Annotated in this window: 18 protein-coding genes and 1 tRNA gene; 8 read left to right on the top strand and 11 right to left on the bottom strand. The window is 56.5% G+C overall.

The window, feature by feature from the left end:
- The first annotated feature begins 202 nt into the window (after positions 1-202).
- A complete protein-coding gene (locus tag OOF89_RS06490; RefSeq protein WP_266079425.1) occupies positions 203-1,915 on the top strand; it encodes an ammonium transporter in 1,713 nt (570 codons plus the stop codon).
- Positions 1,916-1,969: 54 nt separating this feature from the next.
- Here OOF89_RS06490 and OOF89_RS06485 read toward each other — a convergent pair whose 3' ends face one another.
- The 5 genes from OOF89_RS06485 to OOF89_RS06470 form a co-directional block, all read right to left on the bottom strand.
- The gene (locus OOF89_RS06485; RefSeq protein ID WP_266079423.1) at positions 1,970-2,746 is read right to left on the bottom strand and encodes a DUF7089 family protein; all 777 of its coding nucleotides are present in this window, start codon (positions 2,744-2,746) and stop codon (positions 1,970-1,972) included.
- 5 nt (positions 2,747-2,751) lie between these two features.
- Positions 2,752-2,844, bottom strand: a complete 93-nt coding sequence (locus OOF89_RS24745; protein ID WP_456071280.1) for a hypothetical protein — start codon at positions 2,842-2,844, stop codon at positions 2,752-2,754.
- Positions 2,845-3,013: 169 nt separating this feature from the next.
- Positions 3,014-3,760 carry an OapC/ArvC family zinc-ribbon domain-containing protein gene (locus OOF89_RS06480; protein WP_266079421.1) on the bottom strand — a complete coding sequence of 249 codons (747 nt, stop codon included), beginning with the start codon at positions 3,758-3,760 and terminating at the stop codon, positions 3,014-3,016.
- Complete coding sequence (locus OOF89_RS06475; protein ID WP_266079420.1) at positions 3,760-4,146, bottom strand: DUF2073 domain-containing protein; 387 nt, start codon at positions 4,144-4,146, stop codon at positions 3,760-3,762. The genes OOF89_RS06480 and OOF89_RS06475 overlap by 1 nt, the downstream gene beginning before the upstream one ends.
- Positions 4,147-4,150: 4 nt before the next feature.
- Positions 4,151-4,792, bottom strand: coding sequence for an Era-like GTP-binding protein (locus OOF89_RS06470; RefSeq protein ID WP_266079419.1), 642 nt, complete (start codon positions 4,790-4,792; stop codon positions 4,151-4,153).
- A 1,414-nt stretch (positions 4,793-6,206) separates the two neighbouring features.
- Here OOF89_RS06470 and OOF89_RS06465 point away from each other — a divergent pair.
- Complete coding sequence (locus OOF89_RS06465; RefSeq protein WP_266079417.1) at positions 6,207-7,703, top strand: Cdc6/Cdc18 family protein; 1,497 nt, start codon at positions 6,207-6,209, stop codon at positions 7,701-7,703.
- A 217-nt stretch (positions 7,704-7,920) separates the two neighbouring features.
- Here OOF89_RS06465 and OOF89_RS06460 read toward each other — a convergent pair whose 3' ends face one another.
- Complete coding sequence (locus OOF89_RS06460; protein WP_266079415.1) at positions 7,921-8,163, bottom strand: ferredoxin; 243 nt, start codon at positions 8,161-8,163, stop codon at positions 7,921-7,923.
- A 301-nt stretch (positions 8,164-8,464) separates the two neighbouring features.
- On the opposite strand from OOF89_RS06460, the gene OOF89_RS06455 reads away from it, so the two are divergent.
- From OOF89_RS06455 to OOF89_RS06430, 6 genes are all read left to right on the top strand, one after another.
- The gene (locus tag OOF89_RS06455) at positions 8,465-10,726 is read left to right on the top strand and encodes an ATP-dependent DNA helicase (RefSeq protein WP_266079413.1); all 2,262 of its coding nucleotides are present in this window, start codon (positions 8,465-8,467) and stop codon (positions 10,724-10,726) included.
- Positions 10,723-11,220, top strand: a complete 498-nt coding sequence (gene cgi121 / locus OOF89_RS06450; RefSeq protein WP_266079411.1) for a KEOPS complex subunit Cgi121 — start codon at positions 10,723-10,725, stop codon at positions 11,218-11,220. The genes OOF89_RS06455 and cgi121 overlap by 4 nt, the downstream gene beginning before the upstream one ends.
- 85 nt (positions 11,221-11,305) lie before the next feature.
- Positions 11,306-11,674: a DUF5789 family protein gene (locus OOF89_RS06445; RefSeq protein ID WP_266079409.1), complete on the top strand. Its 369-nt coding sequence runs from the start codon at positions 11,306-11,308 to the stop codon at positions 11,672-11,674.
- 223 nt (positions 11,675-11,897) lie between these two features.
- Complete coding sequence (locus OOF89_RS06440) at positions 11,898-13,544, top strand: NosD domain-containing protein (RefSeq protein WP_266079407.1); 1,647 nt, start codon at positions 11,898-11,900, stop codon at positions 13,542-13,544.
- Positions 13,541-15,067: an oligosaccharide flippase family protein gene (locus OOF89_RS06435; protein ID WP_266079406.1), complete on the top strand. Its 1,527-nt coding sequence runs from the start codon at positions 13,541-13,543 to the stop codon at positions 15,065-15,067. The genes OOF89_RS06440 and OOF89_RS06435 overlap by 4 nt, the downstream gene beginning before the upstream one ends.
- Before the next feature lie 94 nt (positions 15,068-15,161).
- The gene (locus OOF89_RS06430) at positions 15,162-16,910 is read left to right on the top strand and encodes a hypothetical protein (protein ID WP_266079405.1); all 1,749 of its coding nucleotides are present in this window, start codon (positions 15,162-15,164) and stop codon (positions 16,908-16,910) included.
- On the opposite strand, the gene OOF89_RS06425 is transcribed toward OOF89_RS06430, so the two are convergent.
- The 5 genes from OOF89_RS06425 to OOF89_RS06405 all read right to left on the bottom strand — a co-directional run bounded on the left by OOF89_RS06425 (position 16,911) and on the right by OOF89_RS06405 (position 21,973).
- The gene (locus tag OOF89_RS06425; RefSeq protein ID WP_266079404.1) at positions 16,911-18,074 is read right to left on the bottom strand and encodes a glycosyltransferase family 4 protein; all 1,164 of its coding nucleotides are present in this window, start codon (positions 18,072-18,074) and stop codon (positions 16,911-16,913) included.
- Between the two features lie 4 nt (positions 18,075-18,078).
- Positions 18,079-19,068 carry an NAD-dependent epimerase/dehydratase family protein gene (locus OOF89_RS06420; RefSeq protein WP_266079403.1) on the bottom strand — a complete coding sequence of 330 codons (990 nt, stop codon included), beginning with the start codon at positions 19,066-19,068 and terminating at the stop codon, positions 18,079-18,081.
- Positions 19,043-20,212: a glycosyltransferase family 4 protein gene (locus OOF89_RS06415; protein WP_266079401.1), complete on the bottom strand. Its 1,170-nt coding sequence runs from the start codon at positions 20,210-20,212 to the stop codon at positions 19,043-19,045. The genes OOF89_RS06420 and OOF89_RS06415 overlap by 26 nt, the downstream gene beginning before the upstream one ends.
- A complete protein-coding gene (locus OOF89_RS06410) occupies positions 20,209-21,465 on the bottom strand; it encodes a glycosyltransferase family 2 protein (protein WP_266079399.1) in 1,257 nt (418 codons plus the stop codon). Before OOF89_RS06410 ends, OOF89_RS06415 begins: the two co-directional genes overlap by 4 nt.
- A gap of 435 nt (positions 21,466-21,900) precedes the next feature.
- Positions 21,901-21,973: transfer RNA gene (locus OOF89_RS06405), tRNA-Gln, on the bottom strand.
- Between the last annotated feature and the right edge of the window lie 80 nt (positions 21,974-22,053).

Genomic DNA, 22,053 nt, shown 5'->3' with positions numbered 1-22,053 from the left:
TTAAACAGATAGTATACAATAATAAACTGGTCGTTTGGCCAATACTGGCGCAAAGAATTTGGACTTTTCAACAGTTATCGTTATAAACAACAACGCTGTCCCGTTATACCGTGAGACAGAAATCAAACGATTCGAAATACACCTTATTCGTGGACAGTCGTCCAGATGATATCGTAGTTATTCCCGAAAAAGGGGAGGGCGAATGAGCGATTTGACCGTGCTCGCGCAGGGCGCAAGCGACCTCGAAGTCATCGCGAAGGGCGTCAATCTCCTCTGGGTACTCGTTGCAACGTTCCTCATCTTCTTCATGCACGCCGGATTCGCCATGCTGGAAGCCGGTCAGGTGCGTTCGAAGAACGTCGCCAACCAGTTGACGAAAAACCTACTCACGTGGAGTGTAGGCGTTCTCGCCTTCTTCCTCGTCGGGTCGGCGCTGTCTACCATCGTTGGCTATCTCACCGGTGCGACTGGAGCGTGGTCCATCGCCGGTGAGTTCGCCGCCATCCTCGAACCGAGCGGCGTGAACGATTGGGTCAACTGGCTGTTCGGCGCGGTGTTCGCCATGACCGCCGCGACCATCGTCAGCGGGGCCGTTGCAGGACGGTGCAAACTCCGAACGTACGTGACCTACACCGTTCTACTGGCAGCAATCATCTACCCCGTCGTCGTCGGCTTCACGTGGGCGGGGGGCATCCTTGCGACGATCGGTTTCCACGATTTTGCGGGCGGCATGGTCGTTCACGGAATGGGCGGTCTCGCGGGATTGACCGCCGCATGGGTCGTCGGACCGCGTCTCGGTCGCTTCGACGAAAACGGAAACGCGAACGTCATTCCTGGTCACTCGGTGACCTTCGCCGTTCTTGGAACGCTCATCCTCGCGTTCGGTTGGTACGGGTTCAACGTCGGTACTGCCGCGACGGTGTTCGCGGTCGAAGGCGAGACCCTCTCATTGGATGCGTTCGCGACGGTCGGCCGGGTTGCCCTCGTCACCACGCTTGGAATGGCGACGGGCGCAATCGGCGCAGGCGCGGTTTCGTTGCTCCGTACCGACAAAGTCGATACCCTCTACGTTGCCAACGGCCTGCTCGCAGGACTCGTCGGCATCACGGGAATCGCCGACGACATCGTTTGGCCCGGTGCGCTTGCAGTCGGCCTCTTGGCGGGTGCACAACTTCCCTTCGTCTTCGAGTTCGTCGAAAAGCGGCTCAACATCGACGACGTGTGTGCCGTGTTCCCAGTTCACGGGTCCGCAGGAATTCTCGGGACGCTGGCCTACCCGTTCGTCGCAGTCGGGACGTGGCAAGGAGGGGGTCTGAACTCGGTACTTTCGGGGCTAGCGGTCCAGACCGCAGGCGTCTTGCTCATCGGTCTGTGGACGATCGTGGCGACTGGTTTTGTGTTCGGTGTCGCCCGCTCACTTGGACAAGCCCGCGTCACGCCTGCCCACGAGCGCGAAGGACTCGACGTTGCGGAACACGGCGTCGAAACCTATCCCGAATTCGGCATCGGTGACTCCGGTGAGATACCTGCGGAGCACCTCCGTGCAGACGGTGGTACACAACCAAACGACGGAGCCATCAAACTCGTTACTGCAATCGTCCGACCGGACAGATTGACCGACGTAAAGCGCGCACTGGCGGATATCGGCGCACCCAGCCTTACGGTGACAAACGTCAGTGGCCGCGGCAGTCAACCCGCGAAACTCGGTCAGTGGCGTGGCGAAGAATACGTCGTTGACCTCCATCAAAAAGTGAAAGTCGAGTGCGTCGTCGCGGATATCCCTGCTAACGAGGTAATCGAAGCGATTCGCGGTGCCGCGAATACGGGCGAACCTGGCGATGGGAAGGTATTCGTCGTACCCATCGAGGATGCCTGTCAGGTTAGGACCGGAAAAAGGGGAACGGAGGCAGTTTGATCGAAGGGAGCAGGAGAATCGGCACCAGCCCCGTAGTTTGCAACCGTTGCCCACCTACTCAGTATTCAACGTCTTTTCTGCCCATTTGATCGCATAGTCGACACCATGATGTCGATATGCCTCGGTATCGAGCGCGGAAAACGGCGGTGGCGGTTCGATGTCGTGTTTGATCGCATTACACGCGAACTCGGCCGCATCCGGGAAATCGGTTCGTCCGGTGGCGATTTCCCGAGTGATTCCTTCCAATCGCGGTTCGATACGCCCGCCTGCATCCTGCCAGGCCTCGAAAAGGCGCGAATAGGATTTTTCCCAATCAGCGAACACCTCGTGGGTGTGTAGACCACTGTAGGCGTCGGTCAGTGCAACGGCGAGTTGGTAGGTACTTCCCGAATCGAGTGGAACCACATCGGCAAACTCCCGGTAGCGTTCGCCGAAGAATTCGAGAAACTGTTCGGGTAAATCGAGGCCGACTTCGACTAACGCTTCTGCAAGCAAGAAATCGATGAACTCCTCCGGTGATCCGGCCACTCGTGCCTTGACAAAAACGACCGGCGGGGAAGTCTGCTTCGTCCACGCCACGCTTCCATCGCCCGGCATCCCGACGACGAGATCGGGTCCGGCGAACCGGCGCAGGAGTTCGGGGATATCGTCCGGTAGCCACTCGTCGGGCGCGGAGAACGGACGGAGCTCGTCCGTTACTAGTGCGAGGTCGTCTCGCGCCGGAACGGGTAGTGTCTCGAAATCACGATCACAGTCGAGAACGAGGGCGTCGGATGTGTGTTCGTTCCGAACAGCCGCTACGTCTTCGGTGAGCGTTCGTTGGCTAAACATCGAATTTAGGCGACAAGCCAAAGGTTGAGGATAACCGCAACGGCGGCCAAGGCCGTCAATCCAACGGTGCCAATGACGATTTTCGTCGGTGTACTCATACCCCACCATTTCCACTCGAACGCTTAAAATCTGCCGAGTCGGGGCGGAACCCCTTCGTTTCCACTCCAGAGCTGATCCGCATGACAACAGAGTCCCACGATGAGACAAATAGCATCTTGCTGTTGTCGCACGTGAGAACAAGATTCGTTGACGAACGTGAAAACAGGATTAGTTGTCGCCCGAACCGGCCCAGGAGTCGGGGACTTGGATGACGTACCGACCGTTCTCTTTGAGTGCGATGATATACTCGTCGCGCTCGTAAAGTTCCATCAGATTGAGTTCGTACTGGCCGGGTTCGACAACCTTGATGCTCTCGAACTGGCTGTTGAGTTCTTCCCGGAGTTCATCGAGACTCGGTTGATTTTCATCGGGAGGTTTTTCGACCGTCTCGCTGTCTTCCCGGGCCGGTTTTTCCGGGAGTTCGTCTTCCGGGACGACATCTGATCGCGCGCTCGCCTGCGCGCGATCTTCACCTGGATCGATTGCGGCGTCAGGTCTCGAATCGACAGCAGGGTCGGAAGGAGAACTCGCTTCTGTCTTTACATCCGATGACGGTTTACTGGCGCCTGCACTAGCTTTCGTGGCGGCGGTATCAGTAGTCCTCGCTGCGGACGAATCGGCAGCCGATTCGTCCGCAGTCCTTCGTGTGCGATTCGCTTGTCGGTCGCGCGACCCGACCCATCCTTTCACGGTCGAGGCAGCACGACCGACCGCACCGGAACTGGACGGTGCATCGGCATCAGAGCCCGTCGATTCCGCCGGCGAACTGCTCGACTCGGAGGCCGTTGTTTCGTCTGGAGACGACCCTGATGGTCGAAACTGAAACTTGTTCCCACCGCAGTCGGGACAGCCCGAGAGCATCTCTTTTGACCCGTCGGCAAACGCACGTCCGCAGTTCGTACACGTGTGCGGCATTATTTACGGGAGATGAGTGCGCTGATGAGGTTTTCGTCCTTATGAAGCGTCTCGATTTGGTTCGCAGGGCCGATAACGGTGAGTTTCGAACCGCTGGATTCGCGGCCCATCAAGCGACCGAGAAATCCGCTGTCAGACGTCTTCGAGCGAGGATACGTCTCGATTTCGATACCGCTGAACTCATCGGGACTGATCTCTGCCATCGTCACTTCGATGAGTTTGCTTTCTTCGTCAGGTGCAAGTCCCTCTTCGAGGATGACGATGTTTCCTTCGTGAACGCTGTCCAGTATCATCCGAATCTTTTCCATGCTGGTCTTCCCGGACATTCGCTCACCACCGATGAGGTCGATTTGGACGCCGTCGTCTGATTTTTTCACTTCCGGCATGAGATCACCCGAAGTACTCCGCGATTTTCGTGTACACTTCGTCCATATTCTCTCCTTCTAGAGCTGAAAGCGGAATCGTCTCGTGCTGTGGGTAGGCGTTTCGAATACGCTGGACACTCGAACCTTCGAGGTCGGTTTTGTTGGCGAGAATCAGGACGGGAAGGTCTTGGCTCTCGATGATGCCGATGAGCATCGTGTTCACCTGCGTAAACGGGTCGGTCGAACTGTCGAGGACATAGATAACGCCATCCACGTCCTCTCGAAGCCAGTGCATCGCTTCCGCGACACCTTCGGTCGCTTCACGGGACCGACGTACCGCGTCCTCCTTTTCCATGTCGTGGTCGAGGAACTCCTCGTAATCGACTTTCGTCGTCACACCGGGCGTGTCAACGATATCGATCGTGACGGTTCTCCCGTCCCGCTCGATTTCGACGTTTTCTTTTCTTCGTGCGCGACGTGTCTCGTGTGGAACGTGACTTTCGGGACCAACAGCGTCGCCGGTCCAATCGCGGGCAATCCGATTAGCGAGTGTCGTCTTTCCGGCGTTCGGTGGGCCGTAAATGCCGATTCGCTTCGGCTCTTCTGACGTGAAGAGCTTATCTGTAACGCGTCGTATACTTTGTTTGAGACCTGTAAACAATCCCATCCTTTTTCCTCCCAGACCCCGGTCGTCGGCAATTACACCAGAGATATCTGTTATCGGGCGATTTGACCGGACACGCGGGGCTGTTGCGCGTACAAATTTACGCCATTCACTTAAACCTACGTCAGACAACTCTTGACACAACTCGCTTGCTTCTATACAGAAGAATCGAATTGGAATAAGAAAGGCCGTAACAGACACACGAAACAACAGTAGGAACAAGGAACAACAGTAGGAACGCGAAACGACACTGAAGGATTTTAAACGAGGTGTGGCTGAACTCGGATAAGAGACGTGAAGTTGTTGGGCTCGGTGATCGGCGCAAAGAGCCGTGTGAACATTCCACTTGAAACCAAGGGGCCGAAAAAATGCTTGATCGAAAGACGATAGAGGTGTGTTGAACGGTGTTTCGAACTCCGCGGAGCTGGTCGGCTAAAATGGGTGTGGCTCAGTCAAGGGTGTCGTAGACGGTATCACAAACCATGGTACGAAACCATGGCATGTGATTACGAAACGGGATTTCGATACGGAATTTCGATACGGGATTGTGACATGGGATTGTGATACGAGTTGACGGAACTGCTGAAGTCGGTGATCGAAGAAATGCATAACGGGAGACCCCCACCCCTCTGTTTCAGGTGGAACACGGGAAAGAAGGGGTGGGGGAGTACCGGCGGCAGCTAACTTACAGACAACCACCTCCTCTAGAAAACTATCTCTCTAGTTTGCGGTTATTGTTTGAATTAGTTTGTATTAAAGGTTCGTGTTCCAAAAGTTCGTCTACCCCCTCCCCTCCCTCTTTCCTCGTTCCACCCGAAACGAAGGGGTGGGGGGCTACAGACCCCCGTGTCAACACACGACACGGGCCGATCTTCGCCGACTAACTAGGGAGTCTCTGTTGCTCTGCATCCAGCGCTATTCCGTTCAGTGTGTGAACAAGTTCCACTCGAAATAAGGGGGTATGAGGGAACAGAATCACCGTAGCATTCGCTACGTCGATTCCACACGAAACACACGGGTCCAACACTGATTACCCTCTGTGGAACATATTCGAGACTGCAAAATTGATGCTGTCAACGAAAACATCGAATTTGATGTTCGCCGAATCACACTAATAAATTTCATGACTTTTCATTTGGTATCGTTGTACGTCCTCCATATAAGTTACACTTGGCCGTGGTCTCGACTTGAAACGGTGCTGTTCCGGATGACTACCGCCGAAAAACCCGTTTTTCGCCAGTCATGCCACCAATAAGAAAGATTTTAATACTGTGCTCTACCTTTTGTTCATCTGCATCAACTGGACGCGCTGTCGCTTCTGTGGGAAACGAATGCGGGTGTTCTTCCCGATGTCGTCCCGTCTCTCTCCGCACGGCGCGGTAACTCCAGTGGAAATGAAGGGGTACGTAGCCGACGTATGTCAGACGAAAATACCACTCCACCGGACGAACGAACTGACCGCGGGAGCCGTGGTTTTGAGGGTGTTGATTTGGACGAAGTCGTACTGGACGACACGGATGGTGAGAGCAACCAGGGGTTGTTCGATGATCTACTCAGTGGTGAGCCGATCTTCGAGAACAAGGAAGTTCTTCGACCCTCATACACGCCGCACGAACTCCCACATAGAAAAGAGCAGATCAATCGGATGGCGACCATTCTCGTCGCCGCCCTTCGAGGCGAAACTCCGTCGAATATCCTCATCTACGGGAAGACAGGGACTGGCAAGACTGCAAGCGCGAAGTTCGTCAGTCAAGAACTCGAACGAACCTCGTTGAAGTACGAAGTGCCGTGTGAAGTCGAGTATATAAACTGCGAGGTCACCGATACACAGTACCGCGTGCTCGCGCAACTCGCCAACAAGTTTATCGAAAACAACCAAGTCGATATCGAAAATCGAATCTCCGAACTTCGAGACGTCCGTGACGGCGTTGCCGCCGAATCCGGTCAGTTGACAAATACGGAGTTCGATTCGCTCGATGCAATCGAAGACCGCATCGACGAACTCGAAGACGACGCCGACGAGATGGAGGCCGTCCCGATGACTGGATGGCCGACCGACCGCGTCTACAACACGTTTTTCGAGGCCGTCGATTATCAGGAGCGAGTCGTCGTTATCATGCTGGACGAAATCGACAAACTGGTCGAAAAATCCGGTGATGACACCCTCTACAACCTTTCCCGGATGAACTCGGAACTCGAGAACTCGCGGGTGTCGATCATGGGTATCAGCAACGACTTGAAATTCACCGATTTTCTCGACCCTCGTGTCAAATCCAGTCTCGGTGAGGAGGAAATCGTCTTCCCACCATACGACGCGAACCAACTTCGCGATATCCTTCAACACCGAGCGGATGTGGCGTTCAAAGCCGATGCCCTTTCAGACGACGTAATTCCACTGTGTGCCGCCTTCGCCGCGCAGGAACACGGTGACGCCCGCCGTGCGCTCGACTTGCTTCGCACCGCTGGCGAACTTGCAGAACGTGATCAGAAAGAGCGCATCGAGGAAGGCCACGTCCGCAAAGCACAGGACAAAATCGAACTCGATCGCGTAGTAGAAGTCGTTCGAACGCTTCCGACGCAGTCGAAACTCGTTCTCTTTTCGACTATATCGTTGGAAAAGAACGGCGTCCACAATATCAACACGGGCGAGGTGTACAACGTATACAAACACCTCTGCGAGGAAATCGACGCCGATATTCTCACTCAACGCCGTGTAACTGACCTCATCAGCGAACTCGACATGCTCGGAATCGTCAATGCAGTCGTCGTCTCGAAGGGTCGTTACGGCCGCACGAAAGAGATCAGCATCTCCGTTCCGATCGACGAAACCGAAGCAGTCCTCCAGTCTGACTCCCGACTGAGCGATATCGACGACATCCAACCGTTCATGCAACAAGCGCGATTCGAAAACTGACCCTTCGTTTCGTTTCTTCGCTTCGTTTCCTTCGTTTCGTCCTCCGTGTCTGACCCCATTTTTGGGCAGTCGATTTCACGACTTTCGACGCTTCAGTCCTTGGCTTTCCACCCGAAACGGTACCCTTTCGAGTTCACCCGAAACGAAACCCTTCTCCAAGCGACCGAACCGGTATCTTGTTCAGATCGGCTGAAACGAATCTGCTTGCTAAAACTCCTCAAACGATTTGCTCGCCATCGTCGTCGAACACCTTGATCGCGTCCACGGGACAGACGCGGGCAGCCATTTCGGCGTCGAATTCCGCTCCTTCGGGAACATCTCGCACGAAAATTCCGTCCTCTACTTCCTTGCTTTCCAGCAGGTCGGCTTTCCCTTCCTGCCGATTCTCCACGAATTCCTCCCATTCGGCGGTGCACTGGTACATACCCGTACAGGTGTTCCGGTCGTACTCGATCTTCATACGTGTCACTCGGAATCGGACCTTCAAATGGGTGACGGAGAGTCGTCCGTGGGGACTCGAACCCGAGGTGGATGGTCGGTGGTATGTCCGGTAGCTTTCCGCCGTGGACCTTCACTGTATCCTCGGGTGAAATGAGCGTAGGCGCATCGTACTCCTCGCCGAATTTCGGAACAGACATACTCGTACCGACCGACATGATGAAAAATATCTCGCCTCCGCTTCCACCCGACAGTTTAAACGGGAAGACGCGCCAATCGATGGTAATGACCGGATTCGCATCGCGCACGCAGGGTGAGCGTGTGTGAAAGTCGCCGATTTGACGGGATTACCGGAGGGGGTCCCCGAACATTTCGAAGACCACGGTATCGAGGAGCTGTACCCGCCACAGGCTGAGGCAGTCGAAGCGGGTATTACCGACGGCGAAAGTATCGTCGCCAGCATCCCGACTGCCAGCGGAAAGACGTTCATTGCGGAATTGGCGATGCTTTCGAGCGTCGCCCGCGGCGGAAAGGCCCTCTACATCGTCCCGCTTCGCGCCCTCGCCAGCGAGAAAAAAGAGGAGTTCGAGGAGTTCGAACAGTATGGCGTTTCGATAGGCGTCTCGACCGGAAACTACGATAGCGATGGCGACTGGTTGGCGTCGAAGGATATCATCGTCGCCACGAGCGAGAAAGTCGATTCGCTCGTTCGAAACGGCGCGAAATGGGTTGACGACCTTTCTTGCGTCGTTGCCGACGAGGTTCACCTCGTCAACGACGCACACCGTGGCCCGACGCTCGAAGTTACCCTCGCTAAACTTCGACGTGTCAATCCGAACCTTCAGACCGTCGCGCTCTCCGCGACGGTCGGTAACGCCGACGAGATGGCGGAGTGGTTGGACGCTACTCTCATCGATTCGTCGTGGCGGCCCATCGACCTCCGAAAAGGCGTTCTCTACGGACAGGCACTCCATTTCGACGATGGCACACAGCAGGAACTCCAGCGCGGGAAACAAAAGGAGACTGCCGCACTGGTTGAAGACACGCTCGGTGACGAGGGTTCGTCGCTCGTCTTCGTCAATTCGCGTCGAAATGCGGAGGCAGCGGCGAAGCGACTCGCAGACGTGACGAGCGAGTACCTCTCCGACGACGAGCGTCGCCAGCTCCGTGATATCGCGGAGGAAATTCGGGAAGTAAGCGACACCGAAACGAGTGAGGACCTCGCAAGCGCGGTCGAAAAGGGCTCCGCGTTCCACCACGCCGGACTCGCCAGCGAACACCGTTCGCTGGTCGAGGAGGTGTTCCGTGACCGTCTCGTAAAAGTCATCAGCGCGACGCCGACGCTCGCGGCAGGTGTGAACACGCCAAGCCGCCGGGTCATCGTCCGCGATTGGCGGCGCTACGACGGCGATGTCGGCGGTATGCAACCCCTCGACGTGCTCGAAGTACACCAGATGTTCGGACGAGCGGGAAGGCCGGGACTCGACCCCTACGGCGAAGCCGTGCTCATCGCCAAAAGTCACGAGGAACTACAGGAACTGTTCGACCAGTACGTCTGGGCCGACCCGGAACCGGTTCATTCGAAACTCGCCGCTGAACCGGCGCTCCGAACGCACATCCTCGCGACGGTCGCGTCAGGATTCGCGGGCACTGAGGATGAGCTACTGGATTTCCTCGAACGAACCTTGTACGCGACACAGACCGACGAAACAGGCCGGCTCGAAACCGTCACTCAGCGAGTGCTCGACTATCTCGAACGGAATGGCTTTCTCGAACGTGATGACCGTCTACGGGCGACCGGTCTCGGTCACCGCGTCTCGCAACTCTATCTCGACCCGATGAGCGCGGCGGAAATCATCGACGGTTTGCGCACAGCAAACGACGACCCCACTGCGTTGGGACTGTATCACCTCGTCTCGCGCACACCGGACATGTATCAGCTCTATCTCCGGTCCGGGGACCGTGAACGCTACACAGAAATTGCCTACGAGCGGGAACAGGAGTTCCTCGGTTCGATGCCCTCCGAGTTCGAAGATCACGCCTTCGAGGATTGGCTCTCCGCACTGAAGACGGCGCGTCTCCTGGAAAACTGGGCCAGTGAACTGGACGAGGACCGGATTACGGAGCGTTACGCTATCGGCCCCGGCGATATCCGCGGCAAAGTCGACACGGCGGAGTGGTTGCTGAACGCGGCCGAACGGCTTGCCGCCGAACTCCAGCGAACCGACGGCGAGAGTCTCCCGTCTACGACCACGACCGCTGTCCGCGAGGCGCGAAAACGAGTCGAGTACGGTGTCGAGGAAGAGCTGCTTGACCTCGCAGGTGTGCGAAACGTCGGTCGAAAACGTGCCCGTCGGTTGTACGAGGCGGGAATCGAATCACGTGCGGACCTTCGCGAGGCGGACAAGTCGGTTATCCTCGGCGCACTTCGTGGCAGACGAAAGACCACGGAGACCATTCTCGAAAACGTTGGTCGAAAGGATCCCTCGCTGGACGGCATTGAAGCTGATTCCGAGGCAAAGGCCAATGCAGCTCAAGCCGCAAACGAACACAGTGGCCAGCAGAGCCTCGGTGATTTCGAATGAAACTGGTCGAAGGGAGAACGAATATCGAAGACATCGACGAGTTTCTCGCTCGTCTCGGAGCTATCGGCGACGAGTTCGACTGTGCGATACAAGCGTTCGACGCACGATACGTAGCAGGATGTGACCATCTCGAATCGGCGGTCGAACACGCAAATCGGGCATTCGAGCGCGGGGACAGCATCGCTCGCGACCCGGCAGTCGAAATTCTGCTGTACGCCGCTGGCCGCCGTCAGATCAATCAGGCGCTCGAAATGGGTGTTTCGGAGGGCGAACAGCGACTGGTCGTGGCTATCGACGGAAAGCAGAACGGGAATGAAACAGCAGCTGCATCGGCTCTTTCCGAGATTCTCGTCCCTGCGGAGACGCTCGGCAATCCCGACCGCGAAACGATGTTCGACTTTTTCGACCTCTCCGAACGGGAGTTGGAAGCGACCAGCGCAACTCTCAGTGACTTGGTCTGTGAGCGTGTCGCTCTACTCGAAGTCGAGAAGTAGCGAAGCAGTAAAACGGAGGAGGCACTCTGCAGTGCGGGGAACGGTGGCCAACACGAATTTTAACGTCCTGATGTATCGTAACACCATGCCCAAGGATGACCACGATGTCGGAGACGTGCAGGACAGCGCACGCGAGCGACAGCACGAACGCGCGGAGAGTGTCGAGGATATGCTCGGTGACGTCGGTCGGATGCTCGGCGAACACAAATACCCGACGACGAGTGAGGAGTTAGCGACGGAGTACGGAGACCAGCAAATAGACCTGCCAAACGAGACAGAAACCCTGGGAAGCGTCTTCGACCGGCTCGTGGACGAACGATTCGAGTCCGCCGAAGAAGCACGGGAAGCAGTGTACAACGAAGTAACCGGAGGGGCAGGAGGAATGGCGGAGTACAATGACGAGCGGGAGTTAGATGAGATCGATACAACGGAGTCGGATACGGACTTGTCGTAATCTCCAGTCGAAATGGAGGGGTTGCTGAAGCAAACAGTGGTCGAAAACCAGCGATAAGTCACACCTTCAATTTTCGATTTCATCGATAATACGGAGTAATGTCCAGTACACCGCGAGTGTATCGCCCCTAACGACTGTAGATTCGACACGAACTTTTTTAGCCTGCGTTTAATTCCGTGAACCGTCGCGGCAGTTCATCCTCGCCCCGCGCGTGAATCTGACGATGAATCGAACGAGTATGTTCGTCCTCCTTGTCTGTCTCGCTATCGTCGGACAACAGACAGTAATACTCGCCGCATCGAGCGCGGCGGGACGGACGGGAACTGACACGCAGTATATTTCGTCGTGTACGGTAATCGACAAACCGGGAGAATACGTCCTTACGACCGACATAGAGAGCGATGCCGATCACTGCCTCGATATTCGTGCAAATGGCGCCACGATCAGTGGTGAGGGGCACGAAATCGTTGGACCGACTCCCGATTCGGAACTGGTCGGTGTATTCATCAACACGTCGAACGTGAGCGTCGAAAATCTCGCGGTCAGGAACTGGGGATACGGTGTTGTGCTGTACGAAACCACGGACAGCACGCTCGATGGCGTTTCCGTATCCACTACGAACGTCGGCGTTCGTGCCTTGCGCACGATTCGAACGACACTTCGAGACGTCTCCGTCTCGGAAAGTTCAATCGACGGTGTCCACCTCGAATCGAACGATAGAACCCGTGTTATCGATACGAGAATAACGGAAAGCGAAAAAACGGGGCTCTTCTTGCAGAATTCGTCGTCCACGACCGTTCGAAAGGTCGTAAGTAGAGGGAACGAATTTGGCGTCGAACTGGAATACTCCGATAGAACGCACATCCGAGAAAGCACTATCGAAAACAACCGCGAACACGGCTTCGTTCAAACGTACTCGAACGACGTCACGCTGTCGAACAATGTGCTCGAAGACAATGGCAACAATGGGATTTATATCCGCCTTTCGGAGCGTGCAGTCGTCCGGAACGGAACCGTTCGTAAAAACGGTGATGCCGGTATCGCCGCCTCGAACGTCGGGAATTCGACCGTCATGGATACTCGGGTGACAGGGAACGAGATCGGCATTTCCGTCCTCGAATCGAGTGTCGTCTATCTCGGTGAAAACCGAGTTCGAGGAAACGACGACGAGGGGATCTTGCTCGACCGTTCCACCGGATCGCTCGTCAGGGAAAACGTCGTGATGGACAACGAAGACGGTATCTTCCTGCAGGAGGCAAACGGGAACACGCTCCGACGAAACGCCGTCCATAGAAACGAGTTTACCGGCCTCCTCCTGAATCGCGCGCTGAACAACACCGTCCTCGGAACGTCCGCAAAAAACAACACCGACGGAATCGTGGGGGTAGAAGTGGAAAGTGTCGTCTTCGCGAAAACCACGGCTACGGAAAACCGTGAGTCAGGGATGACCCTTCTCCGTTCGAACGAGAACGAGATTCGCAACAGTACGGCGAACAAAAACGGAGAGGCTGGAATCGTGCTCGAACGAAGCGAACGAACCCGTCTCATCGACGACACTGCCAACTCGAACGGCAACGATGGAATCCTTCTGAACCAAGCAGGATACAACGAGTTAGTTCGTGTCAATGCCGTAAATAACCCGAAGGGTGTGTGGTTACGTTTCGCCGGGCCGAATCGCTTGATTGGACCTGTTTTCGTGGAGAACCAGTACGGGATCGTCCTTCTCGAATCCGGTGAGAATCGGATCGTCAACTCCGTTTTCAAACGCAACACCGAGAACGTTCGTCGAATTCGATCGAGCGGGAATCGCTTCACGACTGGGTGTTACCGAACCGATGGAGGAGCCAGTCGATTCTGCGATACACGATGAAACGCGGTATCTATGGCCGACTCTTTGGTGGGTCGTTCGTCGTTCTCGTCGGCAACGTCCTCGGGATGGGTATCGCCTTTCTGACTCGTGTCGTCCTTGCTCGCCTGTTGGGAGTCGATGGATACGGTGTGCTTGCGTTCTGTGTTTCGCTTCTTGAACTGCTCACGCTCGTCACAAGCCTCGGCATGGAGGAAGGCGTCGCACGAAACATCCCCAGACACGAGGATCCGGGTGGCATCTTTCTGACCGCGATTCAGGTCGCTTTCGGTACCGCGCTCATCGCGGCAGGCATACTCGCGCTCTTTTCGACGACCGTTTCGAAGCTCTTTCTCGTTCCAACTGCGGTTCCCGTCGTCACTCTGTTCGCTGTCGCCCTCCCGTTCCAGTCTGTCGTCTGGTTATCGCTCGGCGGGTTTCGTGGTATCGGCGATGCGACGCGAATCGCGGTAGTGCAGAACGTTCTACTCAGGGGTGCCATTGTTCTTTTCGCCGTCGTGGGAATCTATCTCGGGTACGGCATCGTCGGGGCCGCAGCAGGGTGGGTCGTCGGAACCGCAGTTACTGCCGGTCTCGCCGTCCTTATCCTCGCCCAAGAGACGTCCCTGCTCTCGTCAGCACAACGGACGTACTCCCGTCTCTCTAACCACACTGTCCCGCTGCTTCGGTTTTCCGTACCCCTCGTCATCGCGACTGCGGCCTGGCAACTCATCCAGGCAACCGACGACATGGTTATCGGGTACTTCCTTCCACCCGCAGAAATCGGCGTTTTCGATGCGGCGTTCACGACCGGCAGAATCATGCTCCTCTTTGTCTGGTCGTTTTCGGCGCTCTTTCTCCCGATGTTCTCGGAATTGGATGACGATGAAACGACGCACGAAGAGATGACGCGATTATATTCACTGGTGACGAAGTGGGTCGTCGTCTTCACACTCCCGGTGTTTCTGTTCGTCGTCGGCTTTCCGGGGACGATAATGACTGCACTTTTCGGTGAAGCGTACACGTCCGGTGGATTGGTGCTTGCAATCGTCGTCGCGGGGTTTTTCGTCGAGGTGACGACTGGAATGACGCGCGCCGCGCTCACGGCTATCGGCGATACGACGTTTATATTTTGGACGACGACGGCGACCATTATCGCCAACGTCGGGTTGGGAATCCTCCTCGTCCCCTCGTTCGGGATCGTCGGCGTCGCTGCGGCCACTGCCGTGACGTATGCTGCGCTTAACGTCGGTTCAGCGATTCGACTCTACGTTGAGCGTGGGTTTCACGCTCTTTCTGACGCGCTCGCTCGTATCACAGGTTCCTCGGTGGCCCTCTTCGGACTTCTGTACGTTCTTTTCGGATCATCGATTCGGTCGTCACTGCCGCTAGTGCTCCTCTCCGGGATGGTTTTCTACGTCGTTCACATGGGCTTGTTTTTCGCAGTTGGAGGTCTCGAAGCGGAGGATTTCGAGCTGCTGAAGGGGTACGCGGATGTGCTCCCGATCGATATCAACTCGTTGCGCGATCTGCTGAACCGTCGATGACGTGGTCCGAAGCACGGGTTCTTCCCTCGACAGTCGGTGTATCCACACACAACGACTGCCTACCGCCTCGTAACGAGTCTCGGTTTCATTACCCGTGGCGTTGTCGGTCGATTTCGGCGGGAAGAACTGTCTTCGTGAAACGGATACGTCGATGATTCGAACGATACGATCGCTCCGACGGCGGACGAGAGATCTGTATGACGAGCGAATTCGCTCGCTCGCACGACTGGAACGAATCGGTATCGTGTTTCTCCTCCTCGCATGCCTCGCTGTCGTCGTCAAAGCGGTTCTCGTTCCTCCGTTGGACGACCCGTGGGCGTACTCGTTGTGGTACATCGAGGAATGGACACTCGATCACGGGCTCGCTCTCCCGACCTGCGAGTACGTGTCGTCGGTCGGTAACTACGATTCGTATTGGAGAAAGATCTGCGTGGACATCGACACGCCCGCGGCGGCGTACGCGACGAGTGTTCTCACCGCAGCTACCGGACTCGACTTCGTTCACCGATGGCGGCGTTTTTTCCTGTTGACGCCGATATTGAAGTTCGGCGTTGGCTACCTCCTCGCCTCGTTGTACACCGACGACGTACGATACCGAACCCTGTGTGCGACGGCTATATTCCTGATTCCCGATTATTCCGCGCTCTATCTCACGGAGGCGCGCGGACTGTCGTTTCCACTCACTCTCTTTGGGTTCTACGCTGTTATCCGCTGGAAACGAGACGGTGAACACTGGTTCTGGGTCAGTGCAGCTACCCTCGCGCTCACGTCGATGTTTTACTTCCCTCGGTCACTGCTTCTCCTGCCGTTTCAGTTCGCGGTCGGCATTTTCCGGTGGCGATGCGACGATTCGCGCTCGGACGCTGCGCTCGGAACGTTCGTCGGTTCGCTAATCGTCCTCCTGCTCCATGGTGACCGTCTTTCGAAATCCGGCAGCGAACTCACCGGTTCGATGGCGGATTTCGGCAACACCATCGGAGTCATCGGTAGCCGGTTCGGCTTCGACGGTGGAAAAGAGGTTCCGTTACTCCTCTCGTGGCCTCCCTACGTGATGTTCGTACTCGTCCCGGTGGCACTCGTCAGTGCGGTCAGCGGTCTCCGTGCGTTCAGCCGCGTCGGGAGACGGTTTCTCCTCGACGAGCGAATGGTGTGGCTCTATAGCGTTCTCGTAGTGTACCTCCCCGCCGGTTTCTCGGTGAGCTTTTTTTGGACACGGATCTTTTTCGAGGCGTCGATTCCGGGCCTGCTGGTCGCGGTCGGTGAACTCGATTCGCTACCGACGGACCGAATCGCCGACGGTGCTCACACGGCGGGATACGTTCTCATCGCACTGATGGTCGTCGGCAACCTGCTCATCGTCCCCGGCGTCTGGACGTTTCCGTACCACGGCGACTACGAAGGTCTCGCGGACGAGATGCACAGAAACGGTATCGAACGGAATGATCCGGTTTTCACGGACCTGAAAACCGGCGCGTATCTGGTCGGGATGGCACAATACGAATACGTTTACCGCAACACCGATGATTACGACAGACGAGCGTTGATGGACGTCTGGTACGGGACGAACGCGATTGTCGCTTGTCGAGAGATGCGGTCGTATGGCGCTGATTATTTCATATTGAATCGAGAAGTATCGACACAGGTTCTCTACGTCGAAAACTACCAACGCCGGCCGATAAACCGATCCGCCTCTCTGAAATTCCGCCGAAGTTCTCTGTTCGAACCGGTCGCTCGTCAATCGCAGTTTACGGTGTATCGAATCGACGCCGATTGCACGGCGTCTTCGGTAGACCGTTATTCCGAGCCTCACGCGAGGAACTCACTGACGCTTGAAGTGACCTGATTATGCCGTTCGCGTCAGTGCCGAATAAACGTCCAGTACCCGTTCCATATTCGTTCGTGCCGAGTATCGGCGCTCACACAGCGACCGACAACGTTCCGGAAGCGTACCGTCGTCCCACCCGAGAACGTCACGAATCCCTTTCGCGAGTGCACCTGGGTCGCCCCGGTTGACGACTCGACCGACATCCGTGGATTCTATATCGTCCGCCACGCCGACGATGTCCGTCGAGACGACGGGTGTTCCGGTGGCGAGCGCTTCCAGTAACACGAGGCCAAACCCTTCCTGGTCCGAGTCGGTCGATGGAAGCACGAACGCGTCTGCCGCGTTGTACGCCGCTACCAGTTCGGAATCGGGAATTCGACCGAGAAACCGAACTCGGCTCTCGACGCCGAGTCGGGCCGCCAACGTCTCGTACTCCGGGCGGAGTACACCATCCCCACCGACGACGAGCTGTGGTGGCTCCGGCATGATTGCCGCGAGCATGGACATCGCCTCAAGCAGTACGTCGAGGCCTTTGTATCGATGATACTCGTCCAGCGTGCTGAGGAAGAGAACGCTGGTTCGGTTCGGTGCAAACCCGAGTGATCGTTTTTCTCCCGGAGAAACGGTAACCGGCCGAAATCGACGAATATCGACACCATTGGGGATACATTCGACCTTCGACTGCACCGACTGCAACGGACGTGAGCGCTGGACGTACGACTCTTGTGTGGTGATGACGGTGTCGGCGAGACGGAGCGTCGTCGGTAGTGGAGCAGCATTGTACGCTCCTGCCGCAACCCTCGCGATTCCCGTTCCGACGACGTTGTTGTGATAGGTGAGTACCGTCGGTGTCCGGGTGATGGTTCCCACGAGTGCACTCAAGTCGGCACTCCACGGCGTCGGCAGGTGCGTGTGAATGATGTCCGCCTGGGCAGCCTCGTCGAGCAGGACGCTCGGCAGATGCGGCATTATCGGCGTGTTCGCCAGATAGCCGAACACTGGGAGACGGCGAACTCGAACCGAGTTCCGTACCTCTCGTGCTGGCGTGTCTGGTTCCGATTGCGCACAGAGAACGGTCACCTCGTGTCCCCGACCGACAAGCTTCTCGGAGAGAGTCGCGACGTACTCCTCCACGCCGCCGATGAATGGATGATATCGTGGCGGTGTCTGAAGCACCCGCATCGAGCTATTGCTCGGCGTCCGACGGTTCGACCGTCAACGGTTCCCGTTCGATCAAATCACCCAATCCCTCAACGAACGACAGTTTGGGTTCCCATCCTATTTCTGCGTGAATTCGTGATATATTTGCACAGAGATGTTGTCGGTCGGTCTTCCGAATACGCTGTTCAGTTTGCGTGATTTCGATTTCTTCACCGACGAGTCCGCCGACGTAGCCGACTACCTCTCGGACCGAGTGCTCATTTCCCGTCCCGACGTTGAACGTTCGATACGATTCGTCGAAGTCAGCCGAGAGCGTGACGAGCGCATCCGCCACATCGCTCACGTGGACGAAATCCCGCCTCGGTGTGAGGTTTCCGAGCGCGAGGGTTCGATCCCCATCACGCAACTGGTCGAGGATCGCTGGGATGAGATGTGGATTCGTTTCGGCGTCCCCGAATACGTTGAACAGTCGGGCTGCTGCACAGGAAACGTCGGTCTCGCTTGCGAACAGCTCGAGGAGGTCTTCGCCGACGAGCTTCGTCTGTCCGTAGATGTCGATCGGTGCCGTCTCGTCTTCCTCCCGGTTCGGTGCGTCACCCGGTGGATACACTGCGGCAGACGACGCGAAGACGACGGATTCGAGTTCGTCTACGTCACTTGCGGCGCGATAGAGGTTCCGGGACCCCATGACGTTCACGTCGAACGCTTCCTCCGGATGCTCGTTGCAATACGGAATGTAATGGAGCGCGGCGAGGTGGACGATTCGTCGCGGCGAGATTGCTCGAACGAGACGACGGAATTCCTCCGTGCGGATATCTCCCTCGTAGAATGTCGCCTCGTTCGGGACGAGGTCTCGCGTTCCCGTAAAGCAGCTGTCCACGACGTGAACGTCACATCCCGACTCGACAAGAACGTCTGCGACGTGCGAGCCGATGAATCCGGCACCTCCCGTCACCAGCACGCGGTGTTCTTCCTCGTCGATATCTCGGTTACTGTCTGGCGATTGCTCTTTCATATACGGTCTCCATTTCAGCGACGATTCGATTCCAGTCGTGATGACACGCGAACTCGCGGGCGTTTCCGCTCATTCGCCGTCGCATCGCGTCGTCCGCGAGGAGTGTCGCAATTCCCTCGCCGAGTGCGTCCGCGGAGAAATCGACGATACCGCCCGTGACGCCGTCTTCCACGACGGCCGTTCCGCCGTTATCCTCGTGGTCGATGACGAGCGATGGCACTCCGCAGGCGTTGGCTTCCAAAATGGTGTTCGGAAACCCTTCCCGCGTCGATGGGAGGACGAACAGCCGGGCGTCTTTGAAGTTGCCGATCACTTCCGCATCGGATTCGACCGACCCGAGAAACGTGACGCTGTTCGAGAGCCCTCGCCTATCGGCGTGTGCCCACAATCGCTCCCGCTCCGGGCCGTCGCCGAGTATTCCACAGTTGAGCGTCCGGCCGAGTCGGGTTTCCGCATCATCGACCGCGTCGAGAAGCAGATCGACGTTCTTGTGGCTCGACAACCGGCCAACGTAGAGAACGTCCCAATCGTTTCCGGCCGGTTCGACCGCATCCATCCCGTGGAAGTCGATCCCGTTCGGAACGACTCTGACCCCTCGCTTACGTCCGATGGTCGCCAAGTTTTTTCGGACGAACTCGGAAATCGCGATTATTGTCGGCGAGAGCTTCACTGTCGACTGTTCGACCGCTTTTCCGAACACCCCCTTGTAGCCGAGGTACTCGTACCAGTAATCGTCCCATACCTCGTACCACGTGATGACGAACGCGGAACGGCGAAGCAATTGATGTCCCTTTGCCGAGAAACAGGGAAAGTATGGGAACGACTGACAATCGACGACGTCGAACGATTCGCGCAGCAGAGGCATGGTCACGTGACGAGTGAAGTACAAGGCCTCCGGAATAGAGCGTCTCTCCCCGGCATACAACTCGGTCGGCTTACAGACGCCGTGTAGCGTTACGCCGTCACGATCGATGGTTGCTGGGCCGTCCCAGTACTGCATTCCGTAGATGTGAACGTCGTGGTTGTCGGCCATCCGTCGTGCGATTTCCCAAACGCGCTTTTGTGCTCCACCCTTGACCCACGGATAGACGGCGTCGTAGACGTACGCGATTTTCATTTCGTCGCTTTCGCGGCCGAGAGTCACGTTTCTAACACCCCCTCCCTCGCAAGCAGCGTCCGCGCGTAAAATCCGGTTGCAAGCATCTGCACCCCGACGACGACGAGAATGAACAACACGATTTCCGTCGCGGAAATGGAGAGGCTGTTCAGGTCACCAACGTTACGGGTAATCATTCTGCTCGACATCATGATGCTCCCGACGAGCGTGAAAACCGACCCAATGTAGATTCCGTAATTCGGATTCAGATGCTCGTTCATCCACCGCGTCACCGTATCCTTCGGATATCGGTTACCGACCGTAATAGCGGCGAGAAAGATTCCGAGCGTCCCGACCTGTATCCCGGCGAGCGTCAGTACGCCCCCGACGAGTAGCATCTGGAGGCCGAAGAAGAGGTCGAACTGCGTACCCAGAATCGAGCCAACGAACTGGGTATCGAACAGCGACAATCCCATGAAGGTTGCGCCGATGAGAGCGACGATGATGGCGGGAATCGAGAACAGATAGCCGGGTGCGTACAGCAGCATGAACCTGACGTGTCGCCACCCGTCGTGGAACGTGTTGAGCTTTGCTTCGCCGGTTCGGGGATGATAGGTTATCGGAACGTCTTCGAGCGTGAGGCCCTTCGAACGTGCATCGACGACCATCTCCGTGGCGAACTCCATTCCATCCGTTTTCAGGTCGAGTCTGTCGAGCGCATCGCGCGAGATAACTCGAAAACCGCTGTGAGCGTCGGAAATCCCGGCACTGTAGAAGACGTTCACGAACTTCGTCAGTATTGGATTCCCAACGTGTTTGTGGAGCCACGGCATCGCGCCGTCCTCGATCGTCCCGGAGAGGCGGCTTCCGAGGACGATATCCGCACTCCCGTCCAGTACCGGCGGAAGCAGCTCCGGCAACTCCCGGAAATCGTACGTGTTGTCCGCATCACCGATGACGATGTACTCCCCACGGGCATGCTCGAAAGCATATCGATAGGCGTATCCGTATCCCGGTTTGTCCGGCTTGACCACAGTAGCACCCATCTTACGTGCGATTTCCGGGGTTCGGTCCGTCGAACTGTCGCTGACGATGATCTCTCCCGGGAGTCCGACCGCTTGGATAGCGGCCCTCGCCTGTTCGATACTTTCGGCGATGCCACCTTCCTCGTCTTTCGTCGGAAGGACGACGCTAAGCATTGGGTCGATCCCTTCGAACTCCTCACGGTCATCGAGAATCCCGGTAGCCTCACCGACGTTGAAGTCCGTCGTACTGGTTTCTTCGTCTCGATCGATCGTCATTTTCCCCCATCTGTCTCGTCGCGGCATGACGCAACGCCTTCGCGTATACGAGACGGAAAACTACCCAACTGAATACCGCATAAAGCTACAGGATCGTCTACTCGGAAACGGTGTTACTCTACCCGATTACTTGTTCATCTTCGCTCGCTATCGAACCCGTAGTCTCACCTTTAAGGTTTATGCACCCATTACGCTCGTTATCTGTCCGTGATTTTTAGGCGTAGTCGGCAAGAAATCGACGGATTACGACGATATCGGTCATGAGAACCATCCGTTCGACTTTCGCCATCGGTTTTCTCGAAAAACATTGTAACGAACGTGTTCCCATGTCGCCGTCGTGGAATTCTCCAGATCGATTGGAACAAAACGGCTGCTGTGATCCGTGTAGTTGCGAAAGAAATTACTATTCTTTGAAACGCTTAGGAAAAATTTTGATAGTCCCACACGGATTCGAACCGCGGTCGAAGCCCCCAGAAGGCTTCAGGATTGGCCACTACCCCATGGGACTTGGCTTGCTGCAGAATACCGTACTTGCCGCTTACTTGTAAGCGTTGCGCGTTCGGTCTCCGTATGTTACCCCGGCTCATT

The organism is Haladaptatus caseinilyticus, from assembly GCF_026248685.1.
Lineage (GTDB): Archaea > Halobacteriota > Halobacteria > Halobacteriales > Haladaptataceae > Haladaptatus > Haladaptatus caseinilyticus.
Note: the sequence above shows the minus strand (reverse complement) of the source record. Positions and strands in the feature narration are given on the sequence as shown.

Bases quoted from the DNA above. Each gene is read 5' to 3' on its own strand.
- OOF89_RS06490 (WP_266079425.1), top strand. From the start codon at position 203: ATGAGCGATTTGACCGTGCTCGCGCAGGGCGCAAGCGACCTCGAAGTC.
- OOF89_RS06485 (WP_266079423.1), bottom strand. From the start codon at position 2,746: ATGTTTAGCCAACGAACGCTCACCGAAGACGTAGCGGCTGTTCGGAAC.
- OOF89_RS24745 (WP_456071280.1), bottom strand. From the start codon at position 2,844: ATGAGTACACCGACGAAAATCGTCATTGGCACCGTTGGATTGACGGCC.
- OOF89_RS06480 (WP_266079421.1), bottom strand. From the start codon at position 3,760: ATGCCGCACACGTGTACGAACTGCGGACGTGCGTTTGCCGACGGGTCA.
- OOF89_RS06475 (WP_266079420.1), bottom strand. From the start codon at position 4,146: ATGCCGGAAGTGAAAAAATCAGACGACGGCGTCCAAATCGACCTCATC.
- OOF89_RS06470 (WP_266079419.1), bottom strand. From the start codon at position 4,792: ATGGGATTGTTTACAGGTCTCAAACAAAGTATACGACGCGTTACAGAT.
- OOF89_RS06465 (WP_266079417.1), top strand. From the start codon at position 6,207: ATGTCAGACGAAAATACCACTCCACCGGACGAACGAACTGACCGCGGG.
- OOF89_RS06460 (WP_266079415.1), bottom strand. From the start codon at position 8,163: ATGAAGATCGAGTACGACCGGAACACCTGTACGGGTATGTACCAGTGC.
- cgi121 (WP_266079411.1), top strand. From the start codon at position 10,723: ATGAAACTGGTCGAAGGGAGAACGAATATCGAAGACATCGACGAGTTT.
- OOF89_RS06445 (WP_266079409.1), top strand. From the start codon at position 11,306: ATGCCCAAGGATGACCACGATGTCGGAGACGTGCAGGACAGCGCACGC.
- OOF89_RS06440 (WP_266079407.1), top strand. From the start codon at position 11,898: ATGAATCGAACGAGTATGTTCGTCCTCCTTGTCTGTCTCGCTATCGTC.
- OOF89_RS06435 (WP_266079406.1), top strand. From the start codon at position 13,541: ATGAAACGCGGTATCTATGGCCGACTCTTTGGTGGGTCGTTCGTCGTT.
- OOF89_RS06425 (WP_266079404.1), bottom strand. From the start codon at position 18,074: ATGCGGGTGCTTCAGACACCGCCACGATATCATCCATTCATCGGCGGC.
- OOF89_RS06420 (WP_266079403.1), bottom strand. From the start codon at position 19,068: ATGAAAGAGCAATCGCCAGACAGTAACCGAGATATCGACGAGGAAGAA.
- OOF89_RS06410 (WP_266079399.1), bottom strand. From the start codon at position 21,465: ATGACGATCGATCGAGACGAAGAAACCAGTACGACGGACTTCAACGTC.